The sequence below is a fragment of the Aeromonas australiensis genome, assembly GCF_000819725.1.
Classification (GTDB): domain Bacteria; phylum Pseudomonadota; class Gammaproteobacteria; order Enterobacterales; family Aeromonadaceae; genus Aeromonas; species Aeromonas australiensis.
The window spans coordinates 1-18336 of sequence record NZ_CDDH01000087.1 but is presented as its reverse complement, the minus strand read 5'-3'; the positions used below and the strand labels follow the sequence as shown (position 1 = coordinate 18336).

Annotated in this window: 19 protein-coding genes; 9 read left to right on the top strand and 10 right to left on the bottom strand. The window is 59.0% G+C overall.

Annotated features, from left to right (window positions below; all coding sequences use genetic code 11):
- Window positions 1-12 precede the first annotated feature (12 nt).
- A complete protein-coding gene (locus BN1117_RS15600) occupies window positions 13-2565 on the top strand; it encodes a TRAP transporter permease (protein ID WP_040098846.1) in 2553 nt (850 codons plus the stop codon).
- Between the two features lie 518 nt (window positions 2566-3083).
- Here the strand turns inward: BN1117_RS15600 and BN1117_RS15595 are convergent.
- Complete coding sequence (locus BN1117_RS15595; protein WP_040098844.1) at window positions 3084-4337, bottom strand: phospholipase D family protein; 1254 nt, start codon at window positions 4335-4337, stop codon at window positions 3084-3086.
- A gap of 73 nt (window positions 4338-4410) precedes the next feature.
- On the opposite strand from BN1117_RS15595, the gene BN1117_RS19685 reads away from it, so the two are divergent.
- Window positions 4411-4587, top strand: a complete 177-nt coding sequence (locus tag BN1117_RS19685) for a hypothetical protein (protein WP_005339947.1) — start codon at window positions 4411-4413, stop codon at window positions 4585-4587.
- Here the strand turns inward: BN1117_RS19685 and BN1117_RS15590 are convergent.
- From BN1117_RS15590 to tatA, 3 genes are all read right to left on the bottom strand, one after another.
- Window positions 4565-5986 (bottom strand): MltF family protein, encoded by a 1422-nt coding sequence (locus tag BN1117_RS15590; RefSeq protein ID WP_082032615.1) that lies wholly within the window; start codon window positions 5984-5986, stop codon window positions 4565-4567. The two genes, BN1117_RS19685 and BN1117_RS15590, sit on opposite strands and share 23 nt — an antisense overlap.
- A gap of 229 nt (window positions 5987-6215) precedes the next feature.
- The gene (locus BN1117_RS15585) at window positions 6216-6518 is read right to left on the bottom strand and encodes a YfcZ/YiiS family protein (RefSeq protein WP_040098842.1); all 303 of its coding nucleotides are present in this window, start codon (window positions 6516-6518) and stop codon (window positions 6216-6218) included.
- 16 nt (window positions 6519-6534) lie between these two features.
- Entirely contained in the window at window positions 6535-6696 is a 162-nt protein-coding gene (tatA, locus tag BN1117_RS15580) for a twin-arginine translocase TatA/TatE family subunit (RefSeq protein WP_040098841.1), read from the bottom strand.
- Window positions 6697-6972: 276 nt separating this feature from the next.
- Between tatA and BN1117_RS15575 the strand changes: the two genes are divergently transcribed.
- On the top strand, window positions 6973-7941 hold the full coding sequence (locus BN1117_RS15575) for a LysR family transcriptional regulator (protein WP_040098839.1): 969 nt from the start codon (window positions 6973-6975) through the stop codon (window positions 7939-7941).
- 76 nt (window positions 7942-8017) lie between these two features.
- Here the strand turns inward: BN1117_RS15575 and BN1117_RS15570 are convergent, their stop codons facing one another.
- Together BN1117_RS15570 and BN1117_RS15565 are read right to left on the bottom strand one after the other, a co-directional pair.
- The gene (locus BN1117_RS15570) at window positions 8018-8617 is read right to left on the bottom strand and encodes a YhgN family NAAT transporter (protein WP_040098838.1); all 600 of its coding nucleotides are present in this window, start codon (window positions 8615-8617) and stop codon (window positions 8018-8020) included.
- Window positions 8618-8715: 98 nt separating this feature from the next.
- Window positions 8716-8961: a YecH family metal-binding protein gene (locus tag BN1117_RS15565; RefSeq protein ID WP_040098836.1), complete on the bottom strand. Its 246-nt coding sequence runs from the start codon at window positions 8959-8961 to the stop codon at window positions 8716-8718.
- A 209-nt stretch (window positions 8962-9170) separates the two neighbouring features.
- Between BN1117_RS15565 and BN1117_RS15560 the strand changes: the two genes are divergently transcribed.
- Window positions 9171-10454, top strand: a complete 1284-nt coding sequence (locus BN1117_RS15560) for a dicarboxylate/amino acid:cation symporter (RefSeq protein WP_040098835.1) — start codon at window positions 9171-9173, stop codon at window positions 10452-10454.
- A gap of 7 nt (window positions 10455-10461) precedes the next feature.
- Here the strand turns inward: BN1117_RS15560 and BN1117_RS15555 are convergent, their stop codons facing one another.
- Window positions 10462-10776, bottom strand: coding sequence for a putative signal transducing protein (locus BN1117_RS15555; protein ID WP_040098833.1), 315 nt, complete (start codon window positions 10774-10776; stop codon window positions 10462-10464).
- 9 nt (window positions 10777-10785) lie between these two features.
- Window positions 10786-11688 (bottom strand): LysR family transcriptional regulator, encoded by a 903-nt coding sequence (locus BN1117_RS15550; RefSeq protein WP_040098832.1) that lies wholly within the window; start codon window positions 11686-11688, stop codon window positions 10786-10788.
- A 96-nt stretch (window positions 11689-11784) separates the two neighbouring features.
- Here BN1117_RS15550 and BN1117_RS15545 point away from each other — a divergent pair, with 96 nt between their 5' ends.
- Both BN1117_RS15545 and BN1117_RS15540 read left to right on the top strand, forming a co-directional pair.
- Window positions 11785-12837: an HlyD family secretion protein gene (locus BN1117_RS15545; protein WP_040098830.1), complete on the top strand. Its 1053-nt coding sequence runs from the start codon at window positions 11785-11787 to the stop codon at window positions 12835-12837.
- Window positions 12837-14390, top strand: coding sequence for a DHA2 family efflux MFS transporter permease subunit (locus BN1117_RS15540; RefSeq protein ID WP_040098828.1), 1554 nt, complete (start codon window positions 12837-12839; stop codon window positions 14388-14390). Before BN1117_RS15545 ends, BN1117_RS15540 begins: the two co-directional genes overlap by 1 nt.
- A 78-nt stretch (window positions 14391-14468) precedes the next feature.
- Here the strand turns inward: BN1117_RS15540 and BN1117_RS15535 are convergent, their stop codons facing one another.
- The gene (locus BN1117_RS15535; protein ID WP_040098826.1) at window positions 14469-15095 is read right to left on the bottom strand and encodes a lysoplasmalogenase; all 627 of its coding nucleotides are present in this window, start codon (window positions 15093-15095) and stop codon (window positions 14469-14471) included.
- Window positions 15096-15282: 187 nt separating this feature from the next.
- On the opposite strand from BN1117_RS15535, the gene BN1117_RS19530 reads away from it, so the two are divergent.
- Window positions 15283-15426, top strand: a complete 144-nt coding sequence (locus tag BN1117_RS19530; protein ID WP_167334828.1) for a hypothetical protein — start codon at window positions 15283-15285, stop codon at window positions 15424-15426.
- A gap of 337 nt (window positions 15427-15763) precedes the next feature.
- On the opposite strand, the gene BN1117_RS15530 is transcribed toward BN1117_RS19530, so the two are convergent.
- Window positions 15764-16882, bottom strand: coding sequence for a fatty acid desaturase (locus BN1117_RS15530; protein ID WP_040098825.1), 1119 nt, complete (start codon window positions 16880-16882; stop codon window positions 15764-15766).
- Between the two features lie 147 nt (window positions 16883-17029).
- On the opposite strand from BN1117_RS15530, the gene fabR reads away from it, so the two are divergent.
- Window positions 17030-17650, top strand: coding sequence for an HTH-type transcriptional repressor FabR (fabR, locus tag BN1117_RS15525; RefSeq protein ID WP_005339921.1), 621 nt, complete (start codon window positions 17030-17032; stop codon window positions 17648-17650).
- A gap of 19 nt (window positions 17651-17669) precedes the next feature.
- Entirely contained in the window at window positions 17670-18035 is a 366-nt protein-coding gene (locus BN1117_RS15520) for a YijD family membrane protein (protein ID WP_040098823.1), read from the top strand.
- Window positions 18036-18336 lie beyond the last annotated feature (301 nt).

The window sequence follows — 18336 nt, the reverse complement described above, 5'->3', positions numbered from 1 at the left end:
CAAGTTAACCCTATGCAAGATAAACAACTCTCTACCGAGGAACTGATCGCCCAGGATGTGGGCGCTCGCCTGCCGCTGGGCATCATGGGCGGACTCATCACCACCTTGGCGCTCGCCTGGTCGCTGTTCCAGCTCTGGATTGCCTCGCCACTGCCCTTCATGTTGGGCTTTGGCGTACTCAATAACACCGAGACCCGCTCCATTCACCTCACTTTTGCCCTGTTGCTGGCTTTTCTGGTGTTCCCGGCATTTCGCTCCTCGCCACGAGATCGGGTCCCCCTCGGGGATATCGCCCTCGGTCTGATCGCTGCTGGCGCCGCCTCTTACCTGTTTGTGATGTATGAAGCACTGGCGCTGCGTCCCGGCACCCTCACCACCGCAGATCTGGTGACCGCCTGCATCGGTATTCCGCTGCTGCTGGAAGCGGCGCGCCGCGCCCTGGGGCCGGCACTTGCAGTCATCGCCATCGTCTTTCTGGTCTACAGTCTGGCGGGCCCCTGGATGCCGGGACTGTTGGCACACCGCGGGGTGAGCTTCACTGCATTGGCCAACCACCAGTGGATCACCACCGAAGGGGTATTCGGTATCGCCCTAGGCGTCTCCACCAGCTTCGTGTTCCTGTTCGTGCTGTTTGGCGCCCTGCTGGAGCGGGCCGGAGCCGGTCACTACTTTATCCAGCTCGCCTTCAGCCTGCTTGGCCACCTGCGCGGTGGTCCTGCCAAGGCTGCCGTGGTGGCATCCGGCCTGACCGGCCTCATCTCTGGCTCCTCTATTGCCAACGTGGTGACCACCGGCACCTTCACCATCCCGATGATGAAGAAGGTGGGATTCAGTTCAGAGAAAGCGGGGGCGGTCGAGGTCGCCTCCTCGGTCAACGGCCAGATCATGCCTCCCGTGATGGGGGCCGCGGCCTTCCTGATGGTGGAGTATGTCGGCATACCCTACGTGGAGATCATCAAGCACGCTTTCCTGCCTGCAGCCATCTCCTATATTGCGCTGCTCTATATCGTTCATCTGGAGGCTCTAAAGCTCGATATGCAGCCCATCGGGGGTCATCAGCCCAAGCCCTGGCTACGCCGCCTGACCGGCTTCGCCTTTGGCGCAGCCCTGATCAGCGGCCTGTCACTGGCGGTCTACTATGGCCTCGGTTGGCTCAAGCCAGCCTTGGGTGATTATGCCCTGCCGGGGATCAGCCTGCTGCTGGCCGCCGCATATGTGGGCCTGCTGAAGATAGCGGCCAGCAATGAACCGCTACCCGCCGAAGATCCCGACAAACCACTCACCGAGTTGCCCAACACCCGGGCCGTGCTGCTCTCCGGCCTGCACTTCCTGCTGCCGGTGGTGGTACTGGTATGGTGCCTGATGGTGGAGCGCCTCTCGCCGGGGTTGTCAGCCTTCTGGGGGACCGTGATGCTGATACTCATCCTGCTGACCCAGCGCCCGCTGCTCAACTGGCTGCGCTCAGACGGCAAGCATGACTACGGTACGGTCGCGGACGGCGCGATGGATCTGCGGGAAGGGTTGGTCGCCGGTGCTCGCAATATGATCGGTATCGGCATTGCGACTGCCACTGCAGGCATCATAGTCGGCGCCGTCTCCCAGACCGGGGTCGGTCTGGTGCTGGCGGATCTGGTGGAGTTCCTCTCCATGGGCAACCTGCTGCTGATGCTGCTGCTGACCGCCCTGCTGAGTCTGATCCTCGGCATGGGACTGCCTACCACCGCCAACTACATAGTGGTATCCAGCCTGCTGGCACCGGTGGTTGTGACCTTAGGGCAACAGAACGGGCTGATCGTGCCGCTGGTCGCGGTCCACCTGTTTGTTTTCTACTTCGGCATCATGGCGGACGTGACACCGCCGGTGGGGCTGGCCTCGTTTGCAGCGGCCGCCGTCTCCAAGGGGGATCCCATCAAGACCGGGATCACGGCGTTTTACTACAGCCTGCGTACCGCGGCGCTGCCGTTCCTGTTTATCTTCAACACCGACCTGCTACTGATCAACGTGGACTTTGCCCACGGGGTGCTGATCTTCATCGTGGCGACTATCGCCATGTTGATCTTCGCTGCCGCGACCCAGGGCTATTTTCTGGTGAGAAGTCGTTGGTACGAGAGCGTGCTGCTGCTACTGGTCGCCTTTACCCTGTTCCGCCCAGGTTTCTGGATGGACATGGTGCACGATCCCTATCGCGAGACCCCGCCTGCCCAGCTGGCCCAGACCATGGGTGAAGTACAGGCGGAGAGCACGCTAAGGCTGCGGATCCAGGGTGAGGATGCTGTTGGCAAACCGCGCAAGTTCACCCTGCTGGTCGCGGTACCGGAGGGGGCAGATGGCGAGGAGCGGCTGGCCAATCTGGGGCTCAGCCTCTATGAGCAGGATGGCAAGACGCTGATCGACAACGTCGCCTTTGGCAGCCCGGCCGCCACCATGGGACTGGAATTCGATCAGGAGATCCTCACCGTCAAGGCGCCGACTGAACACTGGACCAAGGAGTGGATGTGGATCCCGGGCTTCCTGCTGTTCGGAGTGATCGTCTGGCTCCAGCGCCGCCGCATCAAGGCCGCTTAATCCACGGAGCAAATGAGACCGAGGGCCGCTATTGCGGCCCTCTTTTTATTGTCTTGCCCTCTGCCACTCTTGCGATGAGCGACTGTCATAAAAAAGTAAACGGGGCGAGCAGCCAAAAAAAGTGGGGTGACATATCCTGTCACCCCCTCGCAAATAGCATGTTCCATATTGGAGTCCGGCCACGCCGGGTCTCTGTTTCACTTTCCGATAGTTTGCAACCCATCTGAAGTGCGCGCCAATTGCTGCAATGCAACTGGCCAGCTACCCGTTACAACCTTCGTCCACACGGCAGACAAGCCGCCGCGTTTCTCCTTGCGGCTGAAATATTACGCATAAAAACAAAATAAAAAACGTTTTCATGCCTGTTCCATTCACATCAACGTACAAAAAACAGCCTTATCATCACCACTAAATTGTTATAAAACAGCAAGATAGACTCATGCATGGTTATTCACCCGCAAAGGGTGTCAGCAATGGCTTACAAGGCTTTGCGAGATCTCGCACAGAGCATAGCCACCTCATAACCAGCGGCGCAGTGGTAACCACTCGCTCAGGCGGGCTATCAGCTGCCTTGACCACCCTTCGGGTTTGCGCAGTGCGCCAGCTGCCTGCTCCTGCCGGCGAGCCAACCACACTCGCAGCGTCTCGCAAATTGGCGGACAGTGTAGATGCAGCATCAGTTCGGTATTGAGAAACAGCGAGCGGGGATCGAGGTTGAGGCTACCAAACAGCGCCCGCTCCTCCCCCAGCAGGATCAGCTTGGCGTGCAGACTGCCGTAGCCGTGGTCAAACTCGGCGACCCGGATCCCGCGGCGCTGCAACCAGCCGAGATAACGCTGATAGGCGCCATAGACCAGCGGCACATCGGTACTGGCCAGCGAGTTGGTGAGAATGTCGATGGCGACCCCCTGCTGGCGCAGCCGCGCCAAACGGCGCCGAAACCCGCGGGTCAGGATGAGGTAAGGGGTCACCAGCCCCAGCGAGCAGGGATTGTCAGCCAGCTGGCGCCACAGCTGACGGGCAGTCGTGGGGCGGGAGATCAGCCCCTTGCCAGGACGATCGAACCACACCTCGGCCCGCCCCTCATGCCACTCTAGCGGCACATCGGCCTCATCAAACAGCGCCGCAGGCAGATCGTAGACCGTCGCCACCGCCGGGTCCGTCATGGTGAACAGGAAGTCGTTGACCACCTCTATTTCGGCGGGCAGCAGCTCGCGGCGCAGCAGATGGCGGATGGGGTGACTCCAGCGGCTGTGCCAGAACTGCTCGAACCCCTGCGCCATCTGCTGGCATAGCCTCCCCTGACAGGCGAGATCGAGATCCACGAAGGGAGCTTGCGGATCCAGACCGAAGTAGCGATCGCCGATGTTGCGCCCGCCAATCAGTGCCAGCTTGCCATCCACCAGCAACAGCTTGTTGTGCATCCGGTGGTTGATACGGCGAAAGCTGAACAACCCCTCCAGCAGCAGTGCCAGCGGGCGCCAGCCCCTTAGCCAGAAAGGGTTGAACAGCCGCACCTCGATCCCCGGGTAGTGGGCCACCATCTCCAGAAAGCGGTTGTCACCGGCATAGAGATCATCCACCAGCAGCTGCACCTTGACACCGCGCCGGGCGGCGTGGAGCAGCTCGCCGAGCAGCAGCTTGCCACTGCTGTCCTCCTCCCAGCTATAGTACTGCGCCTGGATCCGCTCGCGGGCATGACGGATCCAGTGGCAACGCACCTTCAGCGCCAGGCTGGGATCGTCGATCAGGGCAAAGGATCCGGGGATCATGGTGTCATCCTGCTGTCATGGCCGGGTGTCATAACGCTGACGAGCCTCTTCACATATTCAAAAGGAGTTGCTGATGGAACTGCATGATACCCCGATGTTGCGCTATCTGGGCCAGCTCAGCCAGCCAGATCTCATCCCGGCCACCGGCCCTGCTCACTGGTTTTTGCAACACAGGGACGGTGGCTGGCAATTACCGACCGTGCAGGCGACCCTGCCGGTCAACCGGCTCAGGGCTGAGCCGCTTCGATAGCGGCAGCCTTGCCCTCAATCTGGAGCTGACTGAAACGGTACGCCACGTAGTACTTGTAGATGGTGCCGACATAGTTGATCGGCTCCTGTCCGACTTCGTTGGCCACCAGCTGATCCACGTTGCCAAACCAGACATTGGGATCGAGCCCGAGTGACTCTGCCTTGCCCCGCAGCGCCTGTACCCGGTTCGGCCCGGCGTTGTAGGCGGCGAGGGCAAACAGGTGGCGATTGAGTTGGTCCAGTGCCGGATCATTGAAGTAGGTATCGAGGATTAACCGCAGATAGCGGCAAGCGGCCTCCACATTCCCTTCCAGACTGGTCAGTCTGGCATCGCTGATACCGACCTCCCGTCCCGTGCTGGGTAACAGTTGCATGATGCCCACAGCCCCCTTGGGCGAACGAGCCTGGATGTTCAAGCCGGACTCCTTGTAACCGAGTGCCGCCAACATCAACCAGTCGAGACCGTATTGATTGGCATACTTCTCCAGCACCGTGCGGATGGTCGCCAGCCGCCCCATAGGGTCCGGCGCCAGGATATTGCTCATCTGATCGCTGTGCACCAGCAGACGCCGCAAGGTCAAATCACTATAGAGGCTATGGGGGCTTGCACTCGCCAGATAGTCGTTAACCGCCTTAAGCAACTCCGGGCTGTTCTTGGGCAATGCCCAAGCGCTGGTGCCACTGCTACGAAGGGGGATCAACTTGTGGGCCTTGAGACCTGAGATCATGCCACCTAGCCAGATCCGCCCTTTGTAGCTGTCGGTCACTGTAAGGGGAATAATGCCGGCGGCTACCATCTCCAGCAGGTCGCCATCCTGCAGATATTCGGGCACCGTCTCGATATAGACCGGCGGCAGCCCCAACTCGCGAAACAGCCAGTTGAGCTGGCGCAAGCTCTCGTAGTAGCTGGAGCTGGCGCGTACCCAGATCCGCCTGCCAGAGAGCTGGGTAATACGGCTGAAAGTGGGCAGGCTGTGCTGACTCACTACCCACTCCTCGATGGAGGATATCAGTGGACGGGAGAACACCACCTGTTCACGCCGGGTCGGAGTCACCGTCATGGTTGCCGCCACCAGATCGCCACGCCCCTCGGCCAGATAGTCCAGCAGCTTGTCCTGACGTACCGGGATGTAGACCACCTTGAGCTTGACCTTCTCGCTGGCAAGATAAGTGTGGTTCAACCAGCGCTCGAACCCTTGCAGCTGGTTGACCAGAATGCCGTACTGGGCACCTCGATCCAGAAAATAGAAACCGCGCTCATAGACCACCAGCGCCCTGAGTTCGCGTTTCTGCAGAATGCTTTCGAGATCCCCGGGTTGGGACAGACGCACTGGCTTGAGTTCGGTCGCCAGCAGGGGGAGAGACCAGAGAGCCAGCAGGCCCCAGATCCAGCGTCGCATCACCATGGCTGCCCCTGTGCTGAGGTCACGCCTGCTGCCTGTTGGCAGCACGGATCACGATAGAGGGTGGGATTGGGGGCAGAGATCCATCGCTGCGTCATGATGTTTACACCTTCTGTTGGCCGACTCGCGCCGGGCCAACACATCTGTGGGATAGAGTAACTATAGAACGCCGACCCACAGCAGAAGGGTCAACACGGCAGGCAAACCTGCCGCGTTATCAGACAACTCAGATAGAGCGGGCCCGCATTTCGAAAATCAGTTTTTCGGCGGTGCAGGTGAATTGCAGGCGGGCTTTCAGGATCACGCCGTTGGCGCCCTGGGTCAGTTCGCTGCTCACTTGAGCTTCGGCAGTGACCTGTTTGGCCAGTGCTTCATAGGCAGCCAGCTTGGCGCGGGCATCAGCCTCGGCCGCGGCTTCAATCACCAGCTCCATCACATCGTCGCCTTCGCCGATGATGGTGCCGATCTCGGCAAAACAGCCGCAGCTGTCACAGGTTTCGTTCAGTTCAATTTTCTCGTCTACAGACATTTTCTACTCCTACTGCTTATTTCGGATGATTGGCGTCGTCACGCATCGCTTTGCGAAAATCCTTGATGGCGGTACCCAGATCCTCACCTGCATTGGCGAGACGCTTGCTGCCGAAGACCAGCACAATGACCAGCAAGAGGATCAACATATGCCAGATATGAACTCCACCGAGCCCCATGGGGATACACCCTCACCAAGAGATATCTGTTACTTGTATCAAAATAGAGCGCAGGGATTGTTGGGCAAAATCAAGGCAGGTGCAAGTGAGCAAATAAATCATAGCCAAAAAATAGGGCGACCCTGAGGTCGCCATATTGATTGTGCTACATGTCCCCTCAACTGCTACATCCTGTACCAGTGGCTCATGCGAACCAGAGACCAGTCGAGGATAAGATCGCCAAGATATGAAAACAAATGGTATAAATTCATCTTAGAATTGAAGAGGATTCATATCATGCTGCTGGAACAACTGGGTCGCATCGACCTCAATTTGCTGATTATCCTGCAGGTGCTGCTGGAGGAGCGTAATGGCAGCAAGGCGGCACGCCGCCTTCATCTGAGCCAGTCCGCCGTCAGCAAAGCCCTCGGCCGCCTACGCGATACCTTCAATGATCCTCTCTTCATCCGCTCTGCCTACGGGCTGGAACCCACCGGCCGCGCCCTTGCGCTGCAACAGCAATTGCAGCCTATCCTGCTGTCGCTGGATAGCCTGATCCAGCCGCCCGAATTCGACCCCGCCAACTCGGAGCGGGAGTTCGTCATCGCCAGCATGGACAGCGCCTTTACCCTGTTTGCGCCACTCTATCTGAACGAGCTGAAGCGGCAGGCACCAAGGATCCGCTTGCGCTACGAGGAGTGGACCGAAAACAGTCTGACCGAGATGAGTCAGGGACAGGTGGATATTGCCTTCGCGGTACGGGAGAACTGCATCAGCTCCGACTATCGGCTTGATACCCTGCCCGACAGCATCTGTCAGCGAGTGCTGGCGGTCGATGAACTCACCTGTCTGGTGCAGCAGCACCATCCCGCACTACGGGAGCCCAACTGGAATCTGGAGCACTACCTCAGCTACCCCCATGTGCAAACCTATTGTGAGGGGCGGGACCGCTGGATGCTGGATCACAAGCTGGCAGAGCAGGATCTCTACCGACGTATCGAGGCAACCGTCCCCTCCTTCGAGGCGGCGCTGCGGATCGGGATGCACTCAGACATGATAGTGACCCTCTCCAGGCTCTACGCCCGCCACGCCACCCAGGTCTATCCGCTGCTGCAGCTACCGCTGCCCATCGGGCTGGACAGCATCTCCCATCTGCTCATCTGGCATCAGCGTCACAGCGAGGATCCGGGCCACCGCTGGCTGCGGGAATTGCTGCTCTCCCTCATCATGAGCAAACTGGAACCCGCAGCAACCACTCACGGGTAAGGGTGCCCCCCTCTAGAGAGCAAAAAGAGCGGGGCTCTGCGTAGCCCCGTTTCATTCACTGCAGCATCTAAACCACTCAACCCTGACCGGTCACCGCCAGATAGTGATGTACCCCGTCCAGTAACATCTGTACCGAGATCATCACCAGCAGCATGCCCATCAGCCGCTCCACTGCAGTGAGTCCCCGCTCACCCAGCAGCTTGTTGAATACCTCGTAGAACATCAGGATCACCGCACTGGCAGCCCACGCAATGAAGAGCGCCAGCGACCAGTCAACCATTCGGGTTGGCGCCTGATTGGCCAGCAGCATTAACGAAGCGAGGATAGAGGGACCGGCAATCATCGGGATTGCCATCGGCACCAGGAAGGGCTCTTCCCCCGCCGCCAGCCCGGTCACGCCCCCTTCACTCGGGAAGATCATCTTGATGGCGATCAGGAACAGGATGATGCCCCCCGCAATGCTGACCGCCTCCTGCCGCAGGTTGAGGAAACCGAGGATCTGCTGACCAACAAACAGGAACAGCATCATGATGGCAAGCGAGAAGAGCAGCTCGCGGATCATTACCTTGCGGCGTCGCTTGGGGTCGATGTGGCGCAGGATGGAGAGAAAGACCGGCAGGTTACCCAACGGGTCCATGATCAGAAACAGCATGACTGCGGCAGAAAAAGTATCCATACAACGCCCTGACTACGTTTTAAACGGGAAATGAGAGGGGGCGAAATATAGCAAAAGGCGAAGAAATGAGCGAGCGCCATGATGCGCTCGCTGCGGGGTTAACCGTGGTTGCAGATCTTGTCGGCACGGGTCTGGAAGCCGTCGGCCGAATCGATGAACTTGCCGCGGGCAGCCAGGAAGTCGATCAGTGCCTCCGCCTCCATCTCGCTGGCGCTGCAGGTATGAAAACGTGCTTCGGCACCGAACCGCTCCGCCATCGCCTGCTTCAGGCTGGCACGGGTAAATTGCCCCCCTTGCGTCAGCATCATCTCCATCACTTCATGGCCATGTATCGATTGCGACATCTCTCACCTCAATAATAAATATATTCAATGCCAATTAAATATCGCCCTGCCCGGAAGGATCTTGATATAGGCCAATAAAGTGCGCATTACCTGAGCAGAGGAGTGGTCACCGCTGCTGCTTTGTCGATAATGTGGCAACCCGCGTCAGGGATCGCTACACTGGCGCCCTTTTTTGGCCATCGCAGACAATGTATAAGGATATTGGCGTCATGCTGTTCCATGGAGAGGCTCTCAAGCCCTGGCAGATCTGGACCCGCCGCCCCCTCTGGCTCAAGACCCTGATCGGCATGCTGACCGGAGTGGGCCTGGGCGTTGGCTTTGAAGAGCAAGCCCTGCTGCTCAAGCCTCTTGGGGTCTTGTTCGTCAACACCATCCAGATGCTGATGGTGCCCCTCATCTTCTGCTCGGTCATCGCCGGTCTCACCTCATTGCTCAAGGGCAAGGCTCTCGATCGCATCGGCAGCAAGGCGATCTGCCTCTATTTCTGCTCAACTGCCATCGCCATTTGCATCGGTCTGATGATGGGCTGGCTGCTGGAACCCGGCATGGGCACCAATATGGGCCCCTACGAACGGGGCACCATAGCCGAATCCCCCACTCTTGCCAGTGTGTTGATTCATCTGGTACCTAGCAACCCGGTACAGGCGATGGTGGATGGCAAGATCCTGCAAGTGATTGTCTTTGCGGTCGCGCTGGCACTGGCCCTCAACGCCAGTGGCCGCCGAGGTCGCCCCGCCATCCTTCTCTTCACCTCACTGGCCGAGGGAATGTTCAAGCTGACCCAGATGGTGATGGCGCTCGCCCCTTACGGGGTCTGCGCCCTGATGGCCTGGATGACCAGCAAGTACGGCCTCGACCTGCTGCTACCGCTGCTCAAGGTGATCGGCGCCGTCTACCTGGGCTGCCTGCTGCACGTGCTCGGGGTCTACAGCACCCTGCTGCTCCTGCTGGCGCGGCTCAATCCTTTGCATTACTTCAAGAGCATCGTTGATGCCCAAGCGGTCGCGTTTACCAGCAGCTCCAGCAGCTCCACCCTGCCCATCAGTCTGGCCTGCGCCGAGAAGCGATTGGGGGTTTCTCCCGCCATCACCGCCAAAGTGCTGCCCATCGGCGCCACCATCAACATGGATGGCACCGCCCTCTATCAGGGAGTGACCGCCCTGTTCGTGGCTCAGGCCTTTGGAGTGGATCTGCATATGGTCGATTACCTGACCATCATCAGCATCGCCACCCTGGCCAGCATCGGCACCGCTGGCACCCCGGGCACCGGGTTGATGCTGCTGACCCTGACCCTGACGGCAGTTGGTTTACCACTGGAAGGGGTGGCACTGATTGCAGGCATTGACCGGCTCCTCGACATGGCGCGCACCACGGTCAATGTATCGGGGGATATTCTGGTGTCGGTGCTGATCGCCCGCAGTGAAAACGAGCTGGATCTGGCGACCTATCACGATGCCAGCGCAGGGGACGATATGGAGTTCCCGCCACGCTAGCAGAAACTCAACTATCGTGGGGATCGTGATGACAGCGCCAGCACACTTCAAAGTTGGCGCCATTCTCCTCCCCGCACTGACCACACAACCAACCGTTACCCTGGCGCTGCTGATAACGCTCGATGACCCGCCCGGCTCTGCTGCGATCTTCGGCCCTGACCATCAGAGTCACCTGCAGCAGGTCGACCGGCAGTTCGCCAAGGGCGCCAGACAGCCCCTCGCCATTGAGGCGCACCAGCACCCCTTCCGCCTCCAGCGCCCCTTTCAACGCGTGCGCCTCCAGGGTGTGTGAGGCGCGATAGAGATTGATCCAGTTATCCATAGCTCCCCCTTACAACAGCTTGTCGATGCCAAACTCGGCGCCGTTCTCAATCATGAAATCGATGAATGCCCGCAACTTGCGCGGCATCAGTTGCCGCTCCGGAAACAGCAGGTAGATGGGCACCCTGGGTTGCTGCCACTCTGGCAGCAGGATCACCAGTTCGCCACTGGCCAGCTCATCCTGACAGAGCATAGCGGGTAACGAGGCCAATCCCAGCCCCGCCTTCGCCGCCTCCCGGGCACAGGTAATATTATTGACCCGAAAACGGGATGGGGGTTCAACCAGCACCTCTTTGCCATCCAGCTCGAAGCACCAATGGGAGGCGAGGAAACCGCTGCTTACCGTCACCCGCTCATGGTTGGCCAGATCCTCCGGCCTTACAATGGCTGGACTACGGGCCAGATAGTCCGGGCTGGCACAGAGCAGCCGTCCGGTGCTCCAAAGCCGGCGTGCTGCCAGATTGGAGTCGCTCATGTCGCCAATCCGCACCACCGCATCCAACCCTTCGCTGATGGGGTCCACCACCCGGTTGGTCAGCTCCAGCTCCACCTGCAGGCCGGGATAGGCCTGCAAGAACTTGGCGACCAAGCGCCCGACCACCAGTTGCCCCGTCTCGATGGGCACCGCCAGTTTGAGGGTGCCGGTCACCTCCTGCTGGCTGGCGCTCAGCATCAGCTCGGCTTCGGTCAGGGCATCGACCGCCTTGCTGCAGTGCAGGTAGTACTTCTCCCCCTCCTCGGTCAAAGTGAGCTGACGGGTGGAGCGATAGAGCAGGCGCACTCCGAGCCGCTGTTCCAGCTCGGCGATGCGGCGGCTGACCATCGCCTTGGTCATCCCCAACTCGCGGGCGGCCCCCGTAAACGAGCCCCTGTCGACGATACGCACCAGAATTAACGCGGCATTGAGATCCATTGTTGCACCAGTGAAACTGTATATCTCATGAACCAATACTAATCGAAACAGTTGACCAGTGTTAGCCTGCGCCCCTTAAGTTCAGGAATCACAAAAATGAGTCAACACAAAAAAATTCCCCTGCTGGCAGCCATGATATTGGCGCTGCTCGGTCTGCTGTTCGCCGGTTACTGGTATCTTCACGGCCGCTATTTTGAAAGCACCGACAACGCCTATTTGCAAAGTGAAGTGACCGGGATCAGCTCCAAGCAGCCCGGCTATATCCGCGACGTGCTGGTCACCGACAACCAGCCGGTCAAAGCAGGCCAACTGATCGCCCGTCTCGATGATCGCGAATACAAAACCAGGGTCGCACAAGCCGAAGCCGACCTGCGCCTCAATCAGGCAACGGCTGAAAATCTGGCGGCCACCCGCACCCAACAGCTGAGCCTGATCCAGCAGGCAGAAGCACGAGTCGCCTCCGCTGACGCCGAACAGCTGCGCGCCAGCCAGCAGGTCAACCGGATCAGTCAACTCAACCAGCGCCACTACAGCTCGCAAGACAGTCTCGATGAAGTGAGTGCCTCGCTGCAGGTCACCAAGGCTCAGGCACAGGAAGCCAGGGCCGCACTGCAAGCCGCCCGCGAACGGCTGTTGGTGCTCGATGCCGAAGCCAAGCAAAATCAGGCCAAGCTGGCATTGAGCGAAGCACAACTGGAGCAGGCCAAGCTGGAGCTAGGGTATACCGAGCTGCGGGCACCGGCCGATGGCATCATCGGCAAGCGCAGCCTGCGGGAAGGGCTCTACGTCCAGTCCGGTATGCAGGTCGCCAGCCTGGTACCGCTGCAACAGGTGTGGGTCGAGGCCAACTTCAAGGAGACCCAGCTCGCCCATATGCAGCCGGGCCAGAAGGTTGAAGTGGTGCTGGATGCCTACCCGGATCAACCGGTCGAGGGGATCATCGACAGCCTGGCGCCGGCGACCGGTGCCAAGTTCGCCCTGCTGCCACCGGAAAATGCCACCGGCAACTTCACCAAAATCGTGCAGCGGGTGCCGGTGAAGATCCGCATTCCCGAGCCGGGCCCGCTGGCAGGCAAGCTGCTGCCGGGTCTCTCCACCGAAGTGATCGTGGATACCCGTACCCCTGATCCCGTGGTGGCTGCCAACTGATGGAACCCATTCCACGTCGCAACTGGATAGCGGTCATGGGGGGCCTTATCGGCGCCTTCATGGCCATCCTCGATATCCAGATCACCAATGCCTCCCTGAAGGACATTCAGGGGGCCCTGTCGGCCACCCTGAGCGAGAGCTCCTGGATCTCCACCTCCTATCTGGTGGCGGAGATGATCGCCATTCCCCTGAGTGGCTGGTTGAGCCGGGGACTGAGCGTGCGCCGCTACCTGCTCTGGACCACCGGCGCCTTTATCGCCGCCTCCGTGCTCTGCTCGTTCAGCTGGAACCTCACCAGCATGATCGTCTTCCGGGCGCTGCAGGGCTTCACCGGCGGGGCGCTGATCCCGATGGCCTTTTCCCTCATCGTCACCCTGCTGCCGCTACAGAAGCGGGCCACCGGCATGGCGCTGTTTGGCCTCTGCGCCACCTTCGCCCCCGCCATCGGCCCGACCCTCGGCGGCTGGCTCACCGAGCAGATGTCGTGGCACTACATCTTCTATCTCAACGTGCCGCCGGGCCTGCTGGTGATGGCCATGCTGGCCCACGGGCTGGATAAAAAACCGGTGGACTGGGCCGTGATCAAGCGGGTAGACCTTATCGGGATTGTCACCATGGCGCTCGGCCTCGGCTTGCTGGAGGTGGTGCTGGAGGAGGGCAACCGGGAAGACTGGTTCGGTTCAAGCTTCATCGTGCGGCTGGCGGTTATCTCGACGGTGGCGCTGGTGTTCTTCGTCATCAGCCAGCTGATCCGCCGTCACCCGCTGGTCAATCTGCGGCTGCTGCACAACCCGCGCTTCGCGCTGGCCTGCTTCGCCTATCTGATCCTCGGCATGGCGCTAATGGGTTCCATCTATGTACTGCCGCTCTACATGACCCAGATCCACAACTACAACGCGTTGGAAATCGGCGAGGTATTGATGTGGATGGGGCTACCGCAACTGCTAGTGCTGCCGCTGGTGCCCAAACTGACCCACAAGATAGACCCGCGCTATCTGGTGAGCTTTGGCTTCCTTATCTTCGCCGTCAGCTGCTTTATGAACGTCAACATGAGTGCCGACTACGCCGGGCCGCAGCTGATCCAGTCACTCATCGTGCGAGCGCTGGGGCAGCCCTTCATCATGGTGCCGCTCTCCCTGGTCGCCACCGCCAGCCTGAGCCACGACGAGATCCCCTCCTCCTCGACCCTGCTCAACGTGCTGCGCAACCTCGGCGGCGCCTTCGGTATCGCCATCATCGCGACCCTGCTCGACAACGATACCCGCACCCATGTGCTACAGATTGGCAGCACTCTGGCAGCCAGCAGTATCGAGGGGCAGAGCTATCTGCTGCAGCTGGCCCAGAGCATGATGGCGCAGGGCTCAGGCCCCGAGATTGCCCAGCAGCAAGCGCGGGCCATGCTGGCCAATACCATCAACCGGGAAGCAGCCATCATGGCCTACAACCAGGCGTTCTACATCATGGGGATCTTCTTGCTGATCGCCAGCGGCCTGATGCTGTTGCTCAAATCCCCCGCCCCACGGGCAACGGATGCCAAACCGCTAGAGGCGTGAAAAAACGCCGGACATAAAACGGAAAACGGGCCAATGCCCGTTTTCCGTTATCTGTTACCTGCACTCAACCAGAAGGCGTTATCCCGCCAGCGACCCTGCAATCAGGAATTGCGCCGCGAAGTAGCTGCTCATGATCCAGGCGCGGGCATGGGGAAAGGGGCGGCGGAAGCGATCGAGCGCCAGCATGCTGTCGGAGAAGAGGAACATCAGCGCCCCCACCAGAGCGGCGGCAGAACCGGCGGTAAGAGAGGCGTGCCAGGCGCCGGCTGCCACCCAGGCCATGCCGATGATCACCAGCATGTAGCAGAAGACCGGGATCCGCATCTCTCCCAGCTTGCCCCACAGCAGGCCAAAGACCATACCGGCGATCAGCAACAGCAACAAACCATCCACCAGATTGAGCACTAGCGGCCCCTGGGCAAAACCGACGATATAGCAGAGATGCGCGACAAGAAATGCCGCCAACCCCTGAATGAAGCGATCCTTTGGCAACATCAGCAGCACATCGCCTGCCAGCGAGAGGCAGAGACCGAGCAGGATCCAGGCGTGAGAGCCATCATGGTCATCACTCTGGTAGCCGAACGCCAACGCGATGATAAGCAGCATGGTCAGCGGCTTGCTGATATAGAACTGGCGGCTGTCTGAGCCGTAGGCTGCACGGATGTGCCACCAACCTGAAGCGATGATCAAGAAACTCAATAACATGCCCTGCTCCTCACCTGTTGCCCGCAGTCATACGGCAACCATTTTTATCATGGTGCAGGGTAACAAATTCCCTCCCCCAGTGGCAGGGGCGCTTAGCAAATGGACAGCCTAAGCCTAAAGTCTAATTGCCGCCCCAAGTGGTTCAGGGCATAAGAGACGGGTCTGAAGGATCACTATGGAAGAAGCTATGAAAAACTATCTGCCCGCTATCGATCTCATGATGTGCCATCTGGGGATCAGCTTTGAGCAGGCCTGCGAACAGCTAGGTCTCAGCCAGCAGGAGCAACAGGCTCTGGATCAATTGCAACAACAGCAGAGCCAAGCCAACTAGCCCTCCTGCTATTGGATCTCATGATCTGCCATCCGGGGATCAGCTAGGCCTGCGAACAGCTAGGTCTCAACCAGCAGGAGCAACAGGCTCTGGATCAATTGCAGCAACAGCAGAGCCAAGCCAACTAGCCCTCCTGTTATTGGATCTCATGATCTGCCATCCGGGGATCAGCTTTGAGCAGGCCTGCGAACAGCTAGGTCTCAGCCAGCAGGAGCAACAGGCTCTGGATCAATTGCAGCAACAGCAGAGCCAAGCCAACTAGCTTGAGTTGAATCATAAAAGAGAAGACCGCCAGCTGGCGGTCTTCTCTTTTAGTCTCTGTGATAACCGGACGGCATCATGCAATACCTGCCAGCAAACGACTCCAGTTGCGTTTACTAGCGATGAAGCCGTCCCGCAGGGCCCGATACTCCAGTTGCAGCTTGAGGCGGTCATAGCGCGCCAGCGCCTTGCGCTTGCGCAGCTCCAGCAGCCGCTTGCGACTGGCGTAATAGTGTTGCAGTTGCTGGCTCAGCTTGTCGTACTCCTCCTGCAACAGCGCCTGCCACAGTTCGCGATCTTCCTGCTTGCGCAATCTGGCTTGTGCCCGCTTCAGCTGCATTTGTAGCCGGGCTTGTTCGATACGCTCCTCTGGCGAGGATCTAAGATCCCCTGCCAGACCGCACCAGGAGGCTAACCGGATCAACCACTTGGTCGGATCGAACTGCCACCAGTGAATGCCGTTGCGGTAGTCATTCTCGAACAGATGGTGAAAGTTGTGATACCCCTCACCAAAGGTGAAAAAGGCCAGGATACCGTTATCGCGAGCGGTATTGCGGTCGGTATAGGGCTGACTACCCCAGATATGGGCCAGCGAATTGATAAAGAAGGTGGTGTGGTGAGTCATCACCATCCGCAGCACGCCCGCCAACAGCAACATGCCGAGCAGATCACCGTGCCATAGGCCAAACAGCAGCGGCAATCCCAGATTGGCCGCCAGCGCCAGCGCCAGATAGTGGCGGTGCTGAAACACGACCACCGGGTTGTTCTGCAGATCCCGTACATTGCTGTAATCACCGTATTGCTCCCCCTGATACTCCCGCAACATCCAGCCAATGTGGGAGTACCAGAAACCGCGCCCCGCGCTGTAGGGGTCTTTATCGTTGTCATCCACATGACGATGGTGACGGCGGTGATCGGCCGACCAGTGCAGGGCCGAATTCTGCAGCGCTAACGCACCGCCGATGGCAAACAACCACTGCAAAGAGGAGTGTGCCTTATAAGCCTTGTGCGACCAGAGCCGGTGATAACCTGCAGTGATGGAGAGACCACTTAGGCAAAACAACAACAGGAAAGTGGCCCACTGCCAGATATCGTAACCCTGGCTCAGGCCATACCAGGGCACAGCAACCAGAGCAACCAATCCGGAGAGGGAGAACAACAGGGTATTGGTGATAATAATCGAGGGTTTAGCCATCTTCTTGCATCCTTTCAGCGAACAGCTGTTAGCCATTCTCCACGGCAACTTCACCATGGTCAATGGTAAAAAAGTAGGATACAAACCTGATCCTGAGGCGCCTTCGGGTTATCATTTGCCCTCGTTAAGCTGAAGGTGACTGATTTCGTGGGTATTCGCGCTCAACAAAAAGAAAAAACCCGGCGTACATTGATTGATGCTGCATTCAGCCAACTGTGCGCCAATCGGAGTTTCTCCAATCTCAGCCTGCGGGAGGTCGCTCGCGAAGCGGGTATCGCGCCTACCTCTTTTTATCGCCACTTTCGCGATATGGAGGAGCTGGGCCTGACCCTGGTTGACGAAGGAGGTCTCACCCTGCGCCAGCTGATGCGCCAGGCACGCCAACGCATTGCCGGTGGTGGCAGTGTCATCAGCACCTCGGTGCAGACCTTTATGGAGTTCGTCGAGAACAACCCCAACATCTTCCGGCTACTGCTGCGGGAACGCTCCGGCACCTCGGCCGCCTTTCGTCAGGCGGTGGCTCGCGAAATCCAGCACTTCATTGCCGAGCTGACCGATTATCTGGAAGCCACCACCGAAGCTCCACGGGAAGATGCCTACATCCAGGCAGAAGCAATGGTCACTATCGTCTTCAGTGCCGGTGCCGATGCGCTCGACATGACCAGCGAAGAGTGCCGGGCACTCTCCGACCGAACAATTCGCCAACTGCGGATGATCGCCATGGGCGCCGAGGTACAAAACCAGAAGCGCCGTGAACCTCACCCATGACCACAGGATGGAGAACGACATGCCTGAACAGCTTATGATCCCGAAAAAACCGCTCGCCATGGCCATGCTGATTGGTATCTGCGGCGATGCCTCACTAGCAATACTGACCAGCTCAGTCGTGCCCTTCTCCTTCTTCCCGCTGATCGCCCTCTGGCTGGCGGCCTACCAGCTGTTCCAGCACTATCGCCATGAACCCATGGTGGGCAACACCCCCATCTGCACCCTGCTCTGCTTCTTTATCGGTGTCTTCGGCCACTCTGCGCTGCTCAAGGTGCAATACCCGGAACTTGGCAGCAACTTCTTCTCCCTGATCATGATGCTGCTGCTACTGGCGGCCCTCTCCATCAAGCTTGGCCTGAGCATTGGCAACAAAGAGAAGCCCTGATAAATAGACCGAATGATGGAAATCATCAGATAGATAAAACAAAGAGGCCACCCCAACGGGAAGGCCTCTTTGTTTGCGCTGTATCTTTTTAATCCTGTCTCGCCCAGCAATCGCTGGCATACAGCTAAAGCCTGATGTAGTTAGCCATAGCATCATCAATATCCCTGCAAGTTGAGCTAATAAGTCTCTGATATAGATAGAAAATGATGGGGTAGGAAGTGGCAAGCGTTGGTGACCGTTGTTCTATGCACATCTGGGGTCTATAGGAAATTTTCCATAGCAAAAAGGCCTTCCCGTTAGG

Coding starts and splice junctions, on each gene's coding strand:
- BN1117_RS19530 (WP_167334828.1), top strand. CDS start 15,283: ATGAAAAACTATCTGCCCGCTATCGATCTCATGATGTGCCATCTGGGG.
- BN1117_RS15555 (WP_040098833.1), bottom strand. CDS start 10,776: ATGGATAACTGGATCAATCTCTATCGCGCCTCACACACCCTGGAGGCG.
- tatA (WP_040098841.1), bottom strand. CDS start 6,696: ATGGGGCTCGGTGGAGTTCATATCTGGCATATGTTGATCCTCTTGCTG.
- BN1117_RS15535 (WP_040098826.1), bottom strand. CDS start 15,095: ATGTTATTGAGTTTCTTGATCATCGCTTCAGGTTGGTGGCACATCCGT.
- BN1117_RS15530 (WP_040098825.1), bottom strand. CDS start 16,882: ATGGCTAAACCCTCGATTATTATCACCAATACCCTGTTGTTCTCCCTC.
- BN1117_RS15570 (WP_040098838.1), bottom strand. CDS start 8,617: ATGGATACTTTTTCTGCCGCAGTCATGCTGTTTCTGATCATGGACCCG.
- BN1117_RS15545 (WP_040098830.1), top strand. CDS start 11,785: ATGAGTCAACACAAAAAAATTCCCCTGCTGGCAGCCATGATATTGGCG.
- BN1117_RS15600 (WP_040098846.1), top strand. CDS start 13: ATGCAAGATAAACAACTCTCTACCGAGGAACTGATCGCCCAGGATGTG.
- BN1117_RS15575 (WP_040098839.1), top strand. CDS start 6,973: ATGCTGCTGGAACAACTGGGTCGCATCGACCTCAATTTGCTGATTATC.
- BN1117_RS15540 (WP_040098828.1), top strand. CDS start 12,837: ATGGAACCCATTCCACGTCGCAACTGGATAGCGGTCATGGGGGGCCTT.
- BN1117_RS15550 (WP_040098832.1), bottom strand. CDS start 11,688: ATGGATCTCAATGCCGCGTTAATTCTGGTGCGTATCGTCGACAGGGGC.
- BN1117_RS15520 (WP_040098823.1), top strand. CDS start 17,670: ATGCCTGAACAGCTTATGATCCCGAAAAAACCGCTCGCCATGGCCATG.
- BN1117_RS15590 (WP_082032615.1), bottom strand. CDS start 5,986: ATGCGACGCTGGATCTGGGGCCTGCTGGCTCTCTGGTCTCTCCCCCTG.
- BN1117_RS15565 (WP_040098836.1), bottom strand. CDS start 8,961: ATGTCGCAATCGATACATGGCCATGAAGTGATGGAGATGATGCTGACG.
- BN1117_RS19685 (WP_005339947.1), top strand. CDS start 4,411: ATGGAACTGCATGATACCCCGATGTTGCGCTATCTGGGCCAGCTCAGC.
- BN1117_RS15595 (WP_040098844.1), bottom strand. CDS start 4,337: ATGATCCCCGGATCCTTTGCCCTGATCGACGATCCCAGCCTGGCGCTG.
- BN1117_RS15560 (WP_040098835.1), top strand. CDS start 9,171: ATGCTGTTCCATGGAGAGGCTCTCAAGCCCTGGCAGATCTGGACCCGC.
- BN1117_RS15585 (WP_040098842.1), bottom strand. CDS start 6,518: ATGTCTGTAGACGAGAAAATTGAACTGAACGAAACCTGTGACAGCTGC.